The organism is Cyclobacterium lianum (assembly GCF_900143075.1).
GTDB lineage: Bacteria > Bacteroidota > Bacteroidia > Cytophagales > Cyclobacteriaceae > Cyclobacterium > Cyclobacterium lianum.
Window position 1 is genome coordinate 94,482 of record NZ_FRCY01000004.1, and the last position, 13,201, is coordinate 107,682.

Annotated in this window: 11 protein-coding genes; 7 read left to right on the top strand and 4 right to left on the bottom strand. The window is 47.6% G+C overall.

Features of this window, described 5'->3' with window-relative positions; translation table 11 throughout:
• Window positions 1-141: 141 nt before the first annotated feature.
• From BUB19_RS07250 to BUB19_RS07270, 4 genes are all read left to right on the top strand, one after another.
• Window positions 142-627 (top strand): hypothetical protein, encoded by a 486-nt coding sequence (locus tag BUB19_RS07250; protein ID WP_073094212.1) that lies wholly within the window; start codon window positions 142-144, stop codon window positions 625-627.
• 338 nt (window positions 628-965) lie between these two features.
• Window positions 966-2,435 (top strand): efflux transporter outer membrane subunit, encoded by a 1,470-nt coding sequence (locus BUB19_RS07260; RefSeq protein ID WP_143155948.1) that lies wholly within the window; start codon window positions 966-968, stop codon window positions 2,433-2,435.
• Entirely contained in the window at window positions 2,432-3,595 is a 1,164-nt protein-coding gene (locus BUB19_RS07265) for an efflux RND transporter periplasmic adaptor subunit (RefSeq protein ID WP_073093889.1), read from the top strand. The genes BUB19_RS07260 and BUB19_RS07265 overlap by 4 nt, the downstream gene beginning before the upstream one ends.
• Before the next feature lie 12 nt (window positions 3,596-3,607).
• Complete coding sequence (locus tag BUB19_RS07270; protein ID WP_073093890.1) at window positions 3,608-6,727, top strand: efflux RND transporter permease subunit; 3,120 nt, start codon at window positions 3,608-3,610, stop codon at window positions 6,725-6,727.
• A gap of 126 nt (window positions 6,728-6,853) precedes the next feature.
• On the opposite strand, the gene BUB19_RS07275 is transcribed toward BUB19_RS07270, so the two are convergent.
• Together BUB19_RS07275 and BUB19_RS07285 are read right to left on the bottom strand one after the other, a co-directional pair.
• On the bottom strand, window positions 6,854-8,824 hold the full coding sequence (locus tag BUB19_RS07275; RefSeq protein WP_073093891.1) for a right-handed parallel beta-helix repeat-containing protein: 1,971 nt from the start codon (window positions 8,822-8,824) through the stop codon (window positions 6,854-6,856).
• A 158-nt stretch (window positions 8,825-8,982) separates the two neighbouring features.
• Window positions 8,983-9,534 (bottom strand): DUF2911 domain-containing protein, encoded by a 552-nt coding sequence (locus BUB19_RS07285; RefSeq protein ID WP_073093893.1) that lies wholly within the window; start codon window positions 9,532-9,534, stop codon window positions 8,983-8,985.
• Window positions 9,535-9,759: 225 nt separating this feature from the next.
• On the opposite strand from BUB19_RS07285, the gene tnpA reads away from it, so the two are divergent.
• The 3 genes from tnpA (at window position 9,760) to tnpC (ending at window position 12,076) form a co-directional block, all read left to right on the top strand.
• Window positions 9,760-10,047 carry an IS66 family insertion sequence element accessory protein TnpA gene (tnpA, locus tag BUB19_RS07290; RefSeq protein ID WP_073093894.1) on the top strand — a complete coding sequence of 96 codons (288 nt, stop codon included), beginning with the start codon at window positions 9,760-9,762 and terminating at the stop codon, window positions 10,045-10,047.
• On the top strand, window positions 10,047-10,316 hold the full coding sequence (gene tnpB, locus BUB19_RS07295) for an IS66 family insertion sequence element accessory protein TnpB (RefSeq protein WP_084097094.1): 270 nt from the start codon (window positions 10,047-10,049) through the stop codon (window positions 10,314-10,316). Before tnpA ends, tnpB begins: the two co-directional genes overlap by 1 nt.
• 254 nt (window positions 10,317-10,570) lie before the next feature.
• Window positions 10,571-12,076, top strand: coding sequence for an IS66 family transposase (tnpC, locus tag BUB19_RS07300; RefSeq protein ID WP_073093895.1), 1,506 nt, complete (start codon window positions 10,571-10,573; stop codon window positions 12,074-12,076).
• 284 nt (window positions 12,077-12,360) lie between these two features.
• Here the strand turns inward: tnpC and BUB19_RS24735 are convergent, their stop codons facing one another.
• Both BUB19_RS24735 and BUB19_RS07310 read right to left on the bottom strand, forming a co-directional pair.
• Window positions 12,361-12,702, bottom strand: coding sequence for a DUF4136 domain-containing protein (locus BUB19_RS24735; protein WP_394333880.1), 342 nt, complete (start codon window positions 12,700-12,702; stop codon window positions 12,361-12,363).
• A 104-nt stretch (window positions 12,703-12,806) separates the two neighbouring features.
• On the bottom strand, window positions 12,807-13,100 hold the full coding sequence (locus BUB19_RS07310) for a phosphoribosyltransferase family protein (RefSeq protein ID WP_084097126.1): 294 nt from the start codon (window positions 13,098-13,100) through the stop codon (window positions 12,807-12,809).
• Window positions 13,101-13,201: the final 101 nt, after the last annotated feature.

Here is a 13,201-nt window from a genome sequence, read left to right on the forward strand (position 1 = left end):
GTGACAAGCGATACCAGTTTGTTTCTGGAGATAGGCGTTGGTTATACAATGTTTTTGGCGGATTTTGCAAAAATCAGACTAATTTTGCTTGCATTGGTCCGGACTTTTCCCGGAAGTTTTTTAGTTCGAGAAAGAAAGCACATGCAGATACCGAGTTTAAGCACACTAAAAAAGGAATTACAACAAAAAGAAAGCAATGAACTTATCGAATTGATATTGCATCTGAGTAAGCTCAGTAAAGACAACAAAACCTACCTTTTTTTCAAGTTGTTTGATACCGAAGATTCCAGGCTTTTTATTGATACCCTGAAAGAAGAACTGGAAGCTGCCTTTTATAAAGCCAACACCAGTAATTACTACCTGGCCAAAAAGTCAGCCCAGGGCATTCGGAAAATACTCAACAAAAACCTGAAATTTACCAGGGATCCCATTGCCAAAATTGAATTGATCTCCTTTTTTTGTCAGCAAATGCAAGGTTTTGGCTACCTGGAATTCCGGCATCCGGTTATTGAAAATTTATACAGCTTGCAGGTAGGTAAAGTAGAGAAATTGGTTGAGAAGCTCCATGAGGACCTTCAATACGACTACAGAGACACCTTGGAAACGCTGCGAAACCCCATTGGCTAAAAGGCCTGTCCAACTGGAGAAAATGCATAACAAATAAAAAAGTAAGCCGAAAAAAACTAAAAAACATTAAATGCTGCAGCACAGTTATATGGAAACAATTTTCATCTGTTCAGGCAAAACCGGGATTTGCAAACCCTTGAAGATTCAAATTTCCTTCAGAATGTGGGCCTAATTTTCAAAATTCCCTGGAAATGCCAGATACCATGGTCAGGCGAAACCTGGTCTCAGGACTACAAATATTTACCTCTTGATTGCGCTCGCCGTGGATCAATGGGAAAACAAAACCTTGCTATTGATTACCTGCGGTTTTTTACTAACTTCATAAAAATAAAAGTCTTTTGCCTTTAAAACGACTGACAATATTGCTTTTTTCTTCTCTAAATGGAACCCGACTAAAGTCTGGTCTTCCAACCACATTGATCATCCTCTTTCTGGGAGTAATGACAGCCTGCGGAAACAGGGTGACCACCTCTGATCTTCCAGTGGCTATACCTGAAAATTATACCCTCAATACCGGCGAAGAAGATCTTGAAACAGCCTGGTGGACCTCATTTGGAGACACCAGGTTGAATGCTCTTGTGGACAGTGCCTTGCGGCGCAACCTGGAGCTGCAGGGTTCCTGGTACCAGGTGGCCCAGGATGCCAGTACCGTTGCCATTATTGCTTCAGAGCGGGTGCCGCAGGTGTTTCTGGAACTTCAGGGTGGAGCAAGCCGTCCGGTTCCTGATTTTGTGGGTGGTGAAAATACCCAGCTATCTCTACGGAGCAGCTACGAAGTAGATTTATGGGGCAGGGTAAAACAAAGTAAGATGGCAGCAGAAAGCAGGCTCAAAGCAAGTTACCTGGACTATCAGACATTGGCGATCAGCATAGCCGGAGAGGTGGCCGTTACCTGGTTTTCCCTGCAGGCATTTCAGGAACAACTGACCCTGATCAGAGAACAGACAGATTACAACGAGCAGGTTTTGGGCTTGATACGAGCGAGATTTGCCAGCGGCCAGGTCAGGGGTGTGGACATACTCCGTCAGGAACAACTGATCCAAAGTACAAAAGAGCAGGCTACCGCCATTCAAATAGAAATTCAAACTCTTCAAAACCGGCTGGCCGTATTGCTCGGATCTGCACCAGGTACAATTTCCCTTAGTCAGGATGCCGGCTTACCAGAGCTTGGACCCTTACCGAATGCAGGTCTTCCGATGGAGTTGATCAATCGGCGCCCCGATATTCAAAGCAGTTTTTTTCAAATGGAAGCGGCAGACCGGGAGGTGGCTGTAGCCATCAGCAATACCTACCCAAGACTGACATTTAATTTTACTGGTGCATTACGTTCCAATACGCTTACCAATCTGGTAGAATCTCAGGCCGCTTCCATTACCAGTAGTTTGTTGATGCCGTTATTTTATGGAGGAAGGCTAAAGGCTGAAAAGAGACAAGCTGAGGCCTTCAGAGACCAACAAATTCAAGCATACGGGCAGACTGTTTTGCTGGCACTACAGGAGGTAGAGGATGCCATGGTGCGGGAAAGGCTTCAGCGGGAACGAATCGGCTACCTGGAGCAGCAACTCAAACTGGCTGAGCGGGCCTTTCAGCAATTGCGTGTGGAATACCTCAATGGATCTATTGCTTACCTGGACGTTTTGGTGAGCCTGGATCAGATGCAGCAGCTCAAGCGCGATCTGGTCGGCGCAGAACTGGATCAGCTCCTGTTTCGGCTTGCTTTGTACCGCGCCCTTGCCGGAGGCTTTGAAACCCCTATAGAAACGGGTGAAGGATTTACCATGAACGAAAACACAATTCCAACACAATGACCAAAACGAAGACCATATGGATCAGCCTGGCCCTCCTGGCAGGAAGTATCCTTGCCGCTTTGATATTTTTCTGGACGGCGCCCGAAGCTGAAATGGAGGGTGCATCCAAAACTACGGCCATGCTGGTGGATGTAGTTCAGGCGGAAAGAGGTGATTTTACACCTACAGTCGTAGCTACCGGAATTGTACAGCCTGCCACAGATATATCCCTGAGCAATCAGGTAGGAGGGGAGATCACCCGGATAGCTCCAGCATTTTTGCCCGGAGCTTATGTCAATAAAGGCGATCTGCTGCTCCAGATAAATCCCGCGGATTATGAAAATACGCTGATGTTGAGAAAAAGCGATCTGGCCCTGGCCCGGTCAGACTATGAAGTAGAACTTGGCAGGCAGGACGTCGCGCAGAAAGACTACGAATTGATCGGTGATGATTTATCTGCAGAAAACCGTGATTTGGTTCTTCGCAAACCCCAACTCGAGGCGGCAAAAGCAAATGTTGCTGCTGCAGAAGCTGCAGTTAACCAGGCAACCCTTGATCTTCAGCGTGCCAGTATTCGTGCCCCTTTCGATGCCCATATCCTGTCGAGAAACGTAAATCTGGGTTCACAGATTTCTCAGGGATCTGACCTGGGAAGATTGGTAGGTATAGAGGAATACTGGGTGGTTGCCAATGTACCTCTTTCCAAGGTCAATTGGCTGGATATTGGTGAAAACACCTCCGGGCAGGGTGCACCGGTAAAAATCGTCCACCCAGCTGCCTGGGGTCCGGATGAGTTCCGTGAGGGTAGGGTTTCGAGGCTGGTAGGAGCGCTGGATAACCAAACAAGGCTGGCGAGAGTTATCATTAGCGTAGATGATCCGCTAATGAGGTTAAACCCCGAAAATGACAGACCACCACTTATCATCGGTACCTTCGTAGAAGTTCAAATAGAAGCGCGTAAATTAGAAAACGTAGTTCGGCTGGAACGTCAGTACATTAGGCCTGGAAATACGGTATGGGTATTTGAGGATGGGGAGCTGTCCATCAAGCAAGTGAATATCCTCTTTGAAGACCGGGAATTTGCCTATATCAGCCAGGGATTAGAAGACAATGCACAGGTGGTGGCTACAGATCTGGCAACTGTAGTGGAAGGATCACCGCTTCGCCTGGACGAAGATTAAATATACATCGACATGAACAACGACAAGAAACCGGATACCGAAAACGGCGCCATAGCCTTTATGGCCCGCAGGCCTATCATTACCAATCTGTTGATGGTCATCTTGCTTGCTGGTGGGGTATATACCATGTACAGCATTCAAAAAGAAGTGTTTCCACAATTTCAATTGGACATTGTAGAAGTATCCGTGGTATACCCCGGAGCAGCACCGGAAGAGGTGGAGCAGGGCATAGTATTGCCCGTTGAAGAGACGGTGCGGCAGGTTCAGGGTATAAAGGAGATCATTTCTACAGCAAATGAAGGGTCCGGTACGGTGGAAATCTGGCTCATACCCGGTACCGACCGCATGAAAGCACTGCAAGATATCAATCAGGCAGTAAGCCGGATACAAACCTTTCCGGATGACATAGAGCGACCTCAGATCATACTTCAAAATCAGCAAATGGATGTGATGCAGGTTGGGATTTATGGCCACGTGGACGTATGGACGCTTCGTGTTTTAGCCGAAAGGCTCCGCAGCCGCTTTCTAAGCAATGAACAAATCTCACAAGTGGAAATCGGTAATGTGCCTGACTTTGTTACCCATGTGGAAATACCGAGAAATACTTTACTCAAGTACAATTTAACGCTGGGCCAGGTGGCCGACCTGATTGAAAATTCCAGCCGGGATATTCCTGCAGGATCTATTGAGACCTTGTCGGGGGAAATTTTGCTGCGCATGGAAGAACGCAAGCTTATGGCAGAGGAGTTTGCGAAAATCGACATTGTTTCTTCAGAATCAGGTACTACGGTAACCCTGGGAGATATCGCCAGCATTCGGGACGGATTTGAAGAAGTAGGCTTTCACGGTCAGTTTGAGCAGCAAAATACCGTAGATCTGGAAGTATTCAGGATCGGTAATCAGTCTCCCCTGGAAATAGAAGAAGCAGTCAAGTCCATTCTGGAAGAATTTGAACCCAGCCTGCCACCAGGAGTAAAGGTACGGGTAGAAAGCAACCGGGCGGAGGACTTTCGCGAGCGCCTTTCCCTGCTGACTGAAAACGGTTTGATGGCTATTGTGATCGTATTGGTGATCTTAGGACTCTTTCTGGAATACAGACTCGCTTTTTGGGTCATGATGGGCATGACCATCTCATTTGTGGGTGCCATGATCGTCTTTCCTGCGGTAGGCATAAGTATCAATATGATTTCCATGTTTGGCTTTTTGATTGTCCTGGGTATAGTCGTTGACGATGCCATCGTAGTGGGTGAGAATATTTATGAGTACCGGCAAAAGGGCTATAACTACATGGATGCGGCCATATTAGGGGCCAAGGACGTGTCCAAACCGGTAGTGATCAGCATTTTGACGACCGTAATGGCATTTGTTCCCCTGCTGTTTATCCCCGGCGAAACGGGGAAATACTGGTGGCCACTTCCCGTAGTGGTGATCGTGGTTTTATTTGTATCACTGTTCGAGGCGTTATATATTCTTCCTTCACACGTTACCAAGCCTCCAAAATCTAAAAAGCACCCCTGGGTGCATAAACTGGAGACCTGGCAGGGGTCCATTGCAGATGGATTTAACCGTTTTATCAATAGGAAATACAAGCCATTTCTGGATCTTTGTCTGCGCAACAGGTACCTTACCTTTTCAGCGGCCATATCGCTGCTGATCCTGGTTGGAGGATTTGGCTACAGCGATCATATGGGTATGGTACTGATGCCGGAAGTGGCCGCAGATGAAATCGAGGCGGCAGTCCGACTGCCTGTTGGAACTACCAATGACCAGGCGGCAAAAATTGCTGAAGAGATTACCACCAATACCCGTAATATGTTTGAAACACATAACCTGTATGAGGTGGCAGAGGGGGTCAAGACCAATGTGCGTGGCAAGGATTTTATTGATGTAGAAATCGTGATGAAGCCGCCGGACCAGCGGGACATGAGCCCCAAGGAATTGATTGCACTCTGGCGGGACAATATTGGTGATATCAAAGGGGTAGATCAAATCAACTTTGAAGCCGAACGTGGACCGGGCGGTGCCCGTCAGGATATCAGTGTGGATTTGAGCCACCCCGATATTGAAGTCCTCGAGCGGGCCAGTGAGGAGTTTTTGCAGCGGGTAAATGAATTTGCAGAAACCAGAGATGTGAGCGACAGTTACAATAAGGGGAAGCTGCAACTGGGCTTTGAATTGCTTCCGGAGGGGCGAAATCTCGGACTTACGCCCAATATGGTCGGGCAGCAAATCAGGGATGCTTTCTTTGGTGCCCTGGCGATGCGCCAACTCAGAGGTATCAATGAGTTTGAAATCAGGGTAAAACTCCCTTTGGAGGAAAGAAAAGACATGGATTACCTGGATGACTTTATCATTCAGGCACCAGATGGCACACAGGTTCCACTGATGGATGTAGTACGCATTAAGGAGGGCGAAACCTTTACCAATATCAACCGGAGGGATGGCAAACGGGTAGTCAATGTAGGCATGGATGTGGAACCTCCAGCGGCGCAGACCCGGGTCTTGAACGCACTGAATGAAAGGGTGCTGCCACAACTCCGGGCAGACTTTCCGGGGATAGCCTGGACCTATGAAGGCAGTCAGGCTGAAATGAGAGAATCTACTCAGGCTCTCTGGTCTGGATTCATCATTGCCATGTTGCTGATATTTTGTCTGCTGGCAGTTGCCCTGGGCAGTTATACCCAGCCGATAGTGATTATGATGGCCATTCCTTTCGGCATCGTGGGAGCCGTAATAGGACACATTTTGCTCGGGTATGACCTCTCACTGGTAAGCCTGATGGGCGTGATCGCCCTTTCCGGAGTAGTTGTCAACGATTCTCTGATCATGATCGATTATGCAAATAAACGACGTGATCCGGACACCTCTGCCTTTGAAGCCATCCACGAGGCCGGTGTCCGTAGGTTCCGTCCCATTATCCTCACCACGCTGACCACCTTCGGTGGGTTGACACCCATCATACTGGAGACTTCCAGTCAGGCCATGCAGCTAATTCCCATGGCTATCTCACTGGGTTTCGGGATTATTTTTGCCACAGGCATCATCCTGGTGATCGTGCCCTGCCTGTACATGATCTTTGATGATCTGGTACAGGCAGCAAAGCCGGAAAAAAAGCAGGAGGTATCAGTGTAAGCGCAAGAATGGTAGTAGCGTTGGAGGAGTTCGAAAAGAGCATAGAAGCCTTTGCGAACCTCGGTGTAAGGGTAATGGTTTCCGATAGCATCCCGGCAGGCTCCGGTTTCATTCGATCCGGCTATGCTATCTGTACCAGATCGGGTCTTCCAGCCCTCTGGGGCCATATTGATGTGCTGTAGCACCGGCCTCCAGTGCGCCCAAATCCGGTGCCTCTCCTGTGTAATTGTCGTTGATATTGGGTATCAGAGTTCCTTTACCAACTGCCATTCCCGAGGCATTTAGAGTGAAATCCAGGTCTGAGGCATGGTAAATCCGATGGGGCTTATCTGAGTCCGGAGGCCTCATTTCCTTAAATACTCCATAGTCCACCAATACGCCATTTGCCTCTAATCCACTACCAGCGTATAAGCTTTCCAGCGAGGAATAGCGCTGCAGGTCTCCCTCATTCAGTTCATAATCATAAACCTTGTTACCTTCTGGCCCAAGGTAAAGGAAATGGTTTTCAGTGCCGGGATTGATCCGGTAGCCATTGTAATCTGAGGTAGAATAAGCAGTGGCGAATGGGAAAGCATTTACAGGTCTTCCGGACTTGCTGGTACCCATAAAAAGATTGTTTCGGAAATGGGCGTTAGAAAAGGTTTGTGTATTTCGGTTCTCTGATATGATGGTATTGTGGTACACAACAAGACCTGCAGGTTTGGACATGAATTTAAGGGCAAACCCGTTCGGTATATTGTAAACCAGGTTGCGGATGAAATAGGCAGGGCCACCAAAAACCGGCTGTGCACTTAGTGCACACTGCCCCGAATTTACTCCCCTGTTTCTCATAATCCGGATATTGTGCACTCCTCCATCTGCTTCGATAAAGTCATCAACCATCAGGTGCAGGTCATTGTTGTAAATGTCAATGGAGACTGCTTTTAAATCCTGTGATTCCTCCGGAGTGCCATAGGTCGAAACATTGATGCCATCATGAAAAAAGGCGATGGCATTGTGACAAATCACATGTCCGGCACCATATACTTTTATACCCATATAGCTTTTTAAGGGGCTGGGAGGATAGGGCTGCGGATTGGCCCAGCCTACCAGGTGGCTTCGTGGATCCCTTCCTAAAATCACATTATCGGCGATGTAAAAATCCCTTGATCCGGCAAATTCCGTAATCAGCCCCAGGCCTACATCTTCCATCCGACAATTCCGGACAGTAAGATTACTGGCTCCGACGACTCCTTTTGTGCCGGCAGAAAATACGATGTCTGTATTCCTGAAGGTCAGATGCTCAAAAATATGGTGCTGTGTACCCATAACGTCAAACAAGCGGTGGGCGCCGTTCCCGTCAAAAATGGCTTCTCCATCCCCAGCGCCACGAATGACTATCGGTCTCTCCTCTGTGGCGTTGATATTGAGCACATAGGTTCCATCAAATGGAATGCCATGGGGGTCAACATAGTCCAGTAGGTCGGCCTTGTATGTACCAGCGTGGACCAGAATAATATCGCCGGGCTGCGCCGGCTTCTCGCTTACAACAGACCAGTCTCCCAGCCCGGATCCATAATAGGCCTTCTTGAGCCCTTCAAAAGCCGGTTCTATCATTTCGCCCTTATACCCGGGAGGATATACGTGCAGGATACGTCCATTTTCATAGGCATTCGGTGCCGTGCGCGTTGTGACCTCTACTTCCTTGACGGTAGTTCCTGAGACGCCGTCAGGATCTGAAAGCTCAAATCGACAGGCATAGGCAGTACCGGGCTCCAGATCAAAAATGCTGCCTGAGAACTGGTGCGGGACCGTGTATTCCAACTGTTCTGCTTCACGAAATATCCTTTCCCCGCCGATCCGAAGTAGAGGCATAGCCGGCAACCATTCCGGACTGTCCGATTTGCGGTAACTTACCTGAACCATTGCATTTCGGTTTGCGTCACCTGAGATTTTCCACTCGAATCCCAGGTTCATCAGGGTAGGGGGTTCGACAATAAACTCGCCGGAGAGGACGGCATCCTGAGCACGAAGTGAAAAACAACATATTAAAAAAATAAAATACAAGCTGAGTTTTACCGTAGCGATTGTCGAATCGATTTTATTTTTTAGTTTCATGGAGGGTTTATTTACAGCAAGATACCAAATTCCGATCAGTTGTGTATCCTTCGCTTTGCAGCAAAATTATCCTGATCAGATTGGAATGGCATTGATTGACCAATTTCGCATTTTCTATTCCTGGATCAGAAAAGAAAGGCAGCAGGGAGTAAAATTCCTTATTGGAGGGCCACAGGTACCGAAAACCGGACATTGTCCCAGCTAAAAGTAATCCTGGCAGCATTATCAGCAGCGCGGATATCGATGGTAAAGGTCTCTACGGTAGAATTTGTCTGCTGAACCGGGGCTTTTACACTCAGTACATCCAAGGCGGCATCCGGTTCTGAAGCGCCAAAGAATGCACCTGTATCGCTGTTCAGCCTAACTTCAAATGTTTCCGGACCGGGAATCGCATACAGGCGGTATGTGCCTGCATTGACCGCCTGTCCACCAAAGGTCACGTCTTGATTGAAGGTGATTTCGGTAGGCGCATTGGCCCCCAAACGCCAGTATTTGCCATAGGGCTGCAGTGCGCCGGCACTTTCCTCCCCAAATATCAATCGTCCTTTTTTGGACGGTTGGCTGTAGTCTACCGTAATTTCCAATCCACCCTGGTTGTAGGAAGCGGTAGCCGGAGGACTTAGCGGGGTAGTAAGAAAAAAGGCATAGACCACCCAGATAATAAAAATCAGCATTACGATTCCAGCGCCGATTAAGATATTTCTTCTCATTTCTTTGTATGTCTTCTACTTAAAGGTAAAAAAAATATTCTATTTATACAGGCAACTATCCGTTTTTAAGTAATTTGTTTGCCAGAAGATCGTAACAAGGATGTTGTCCTGACAAATCATCAGATCAATTATCTAATAAGGCAGAAAGTGTACCGTATGCGACCCACCAAGTGCATGTTTCCTGTAAACAGGGAGCTATTTATTTTTGTAACAAAAATGTAAGTTATGAAAATAAGAGAAGAAATGACCCTGTTGATGGAGGAATATGAAACGAGCGGACAGACGCAGAAGCTTTTCAGTGAATCCAAGGGTATAGGGTTCCATAAATTCAATTACTGGTACAGGAAGCTGCAAAGAGAAGCAGCGGCCCCAGGTGGTTTCCATAAGATCGAAAGCCGTGTTCCCCGCCCGGTCCGGGATTGCAGGGCAGAGCTTGTCTACCCAAATGGAGTGGTGCTGCGGCTTGACAGTTTGGATCCTGAACTTGTTTCCCGTCTTATCCGGCTTTACTGATGTTCAGTCTGGGATCCACTCACAGCTATTTCCTTTACGGCAGTCCCGTGGACATGAGAAAAAGCTTCGACGGACTTTGCGGCCTGGTTCGTAACCACCTGGATAGAGACCCCTCATCGGGAGTGGTGTATGTGTTCCTGAACCGGGGCAGGAACCTTATCAAACTGCTTCACTGGGAACAGGGCGGTTTCGTGCAGTATTACAAAAGGCTGGAACAGGGCACCTTCACTCCGCCGGAAAAGGTGGAAAAGGGTGGCCCGATCCGGTGACCGGAGCTGATCATGATGGCCGAGGGCATCTTAGTACAGGGGTACAAGCAAAAAAAAAGGTACCAAAACAGCTTCTAAAAGCACTTTTTTTATTGACCTTGAGTCAGTAAATTTCCTACCTATCTGCGTTTGCAGGCCGTATGGGGTGATTTTGCTCCGTTTTTTCAAAAATCCATTTTTTTTCCCGACTTATCCACAGACTGTGTGGAAAAAAAAACCATTGAAATACGCTTCCCACAGCCTATTTTCACCCTATGGAAACCTCCCTGGAACTGCTCTCCAAAGAACAACTCATCACCCTAGTGGGTGACAGGGAGCGTATCATCCGCGAGAAAGAAGAGGAAGCCGTTTACCTGAAGGCGCTTGTCGAGAAGTTCAGGCGGCTTGCCTTCGGACAGAGAAGAGAACGCTTTGAGGGCAGCAGTGACCAGATGGCACTTCCCTTTGAAGCACCTGCCGAAAAACAACAGGAGCAGGCAGCGGAGTTTGAAAAAAAGAAGGAAAGACTACGAAGTAACAGGAAAACTTCCCATAGAGGACGCAGACCCCTGCCGGAGCATCTTCCCGTGGAAGAAGTGGAACTGTATCCGGATGGTGACCTCTCGGAGATGGTCTGCATCGGAAAAGAAGTAACCGAAGAACTCGACTATGTTCCCGCAAAGTTTTTCATCAAAAGGTTTATCCGCTACAAATATGCCCAAAAGGACAAATACAGCGAAAACGGGGTAAAAATAGCGCAGTTGCCCACCAGGATTATCGACAGGGGCATCCCGTCGGCAGGGCTTCTGGCACATATACTGGTGGGTAAATATATGGACCACCTGCCACTCTACAGGCAGATTCAGCAGTTCAAAAGGGAGAAGATCCCGATTGCTACCTCCACAATAGAGGGATGGGCAAGACAGGGCCTGGAACGGCTGGAACCCTTATATGACTGCCTGCTTGAAGACACCAAATCGATGGGCTATCTTCAGGCGGATGAGACAACCATCAGAGTGCTGGAAAACCCGGGTAAAAAGTCCTGTCATCTAGGCTTTTACTGGGTCTACCACAGTCCGCTGGATGGCACCGTCCTTTTTGACTACAGTCCTACGCGTGCAGCGAAAAGCATGGAAAACATACTCAGTGGCTTCAAAGGCTATCTGCAGACCGATGGGTATGCCGGATATAAAAAGACGGGTGCCAGAAAGGATGTCACTCATCTCGCCTGCTGGGCACACGCCAGAAGGGAGATTTTTGAAGCCATGTCAAACGACGAAAAAACGGCACAGCAGGCACTCACCTATATAGGTCAGCTCTATGAAGTGGAGCGGGAAGCTAAAGAAAAGAAGCTTAGCCCCGAAGCCCGCAAGGCACTCAGGCTTGAACGATCCCTTCCAGTTATCAATAAAATGGCTGCGTGGATAAAGGAGCAGCTGGTAATTATAAAATCCCGTGAAGCTATCGGAAAAGCACTTTTATACAGTGCCAACCGATGGGCCGAATTATCCAACTACCTTCACGACGGCCGGTTGGAAATAGATAATAATTTAGTTGAAAATACCATAAGGCCCGTTGCGCTTGGAAGGAAAAACTACCTCTTCGCAGGTTCACATGCATCAGCACAGAGGGCTGCCATGATCTATTCCTTCTTTTCTATATGTAAAAAACATGATGTAAATCCATATGAGTGGCTCAAGTATACACTTGAAAACATCATGCAGACAAACCACAGAAACGTTAGGGACCTTTACCCACAGAACTTCAAAAATAAGGCTTAGAATGTACTCGGTGGGATGCATACATAAAAACTGTCGCCAATATTACCAGAAGGGATGTGGAAGAATTTCTTAGCCTGGCGGCTTCAGTTCCCATTAAACCTGAAGTAGAAATTTATCCATTCGGTAAAGCCAATGAGGCGATACTGGTCCTGAAACACAAACAGGTGAAAGGGGCCAAAGTTTTAGTTATTGAGTAAGCATAAATCACGGTTTTGCTTTTTTTTCAGACCCGCAGTTACAACTTAAAAATCAGACGGCAATACCTTCAAAGAAAGGAATATTGCTCATAAAGCAACATCTTTTTTAAGGTAGGGGGATTGTTCAAAGGCCTGCTCAATTGTAGCTCTAAGGCGTTGATTAATGTGGGATCTTGGAGTTTCCAATACACCAACAATCAGCGCGCTCCAGGGCACAGGTACATCGCTGCCTGGCCCATTGTTTCTATTGTCGGTCATTTGTATGAAGAGGGATCCGGCCGTGTAGCCAGTCCTGTGAACGGGATAGTAATATCCGGGGTAGTACCATGCCCATCCGGGATACCATCCGGGATACCACCAATACCAGTAATTCCAATCATAATAGTAGTAAACACGGGTACTTGTAGCAACAGAAGGAAAAGGACAAATGGCTCAATAGGACCAACAATTATCTCCGTATTGCCAAAAACTATTCCGAAAAACTTCCCCTATGAGTCCGGAATAGGTGGATTTAATTCCGGTCAAGTAAAAAACTACTTTTTCGGCTGATCCTCGTTTATCGTGTCTGCTGACAAAACCTCTGAGGCCATTTCGGAAATGTAAAAACTGCCATCTTCAGCAACTGCCCCAAATGCGGCTTCAGGATTGCCGGGATAGCCCAATTTTCGGGTAATCACCAGCGACATCTCTGCGTCTAAGTGCCTGGCTACATAATATGCCGTTTCTGCACCGCCTCTGGGAATTCCAAGGACCAGCGTCTTTCGGCTCCTATACCTCTCTAATGCCCTCGCCAACTTTTCTGCGGCATCTTTTCTGTCCTCAAACATGATATTTATAATTTGGTCTAACTTACTAATGAACTGCCAGCTTGTTTTTCCGGATCGGCCGGCAGGCATTCCTCCGTTTGCCGCTAAATCCTGATGTAGCC